A 537-nucleotide genomic window follows, 5' to 3' on the forward strand; every position below is an offset into this window, starting at 1 on the left:
TCCTCGGGGGGGGGCAGGAGTGAGTTCGTAAAAATCGGGATGGCTGTTTTGCGAAAACAAATGACACGAAGCGCATACGCCGCAAGGCTGATGTTCTTCCCGAGGCGATTCACACAGCAAAGCCTGTGCCACAAACCGCGCAAACGCCGTCTTGCCGGTATTTTCCTTACCGGTAAACAGCCAAGCGTTCGGACGGTTTTCCCAATGGTCGGCAAGCTGCCGCCACTGGCTTTGATGCCACGGATAAATCATGTCGAAAAGTACAAGCGTTTGAACAAAAGCGTGATTATACAGGGAAATGTTAGAGGTCGTCTGAAACCGATCATGCAATTCGAAACGTTAATCACCTCGTATCTATCCTCTTTTCTCCTCTTCTCAGCCTTTTTGATGCTTCCTTTCCCTCTAAAGCTCCCCAATCCGCTAACACCGCCACCTTAACGTACGTTAATGCCCTTTTTGGCACAGACGTAGTCGGCATAGTGCGCCAGCAAGGCGGCCGTTTCCAATAACGAGCGTTCTCACAGCGCATACTAAGAC

General features: G+C 50.7%; 1 pseudogene. It reads right to left on the reverse strand.

Annotation, left to right across the window (positions count from 1 at the left end):
• Window positions 1–252: pseudogene (locus tag ACTHUR_RS17575) on the reverse strand (DNA polymerase III subunit delta'); the annotation flags it as partial.
• Between the last annotated feature and the right edge of the window lie 285 nt (window positions 253–537).

Source organism: Neisseria sp. P0021.S007 (genome assembly GCF_051956855.1).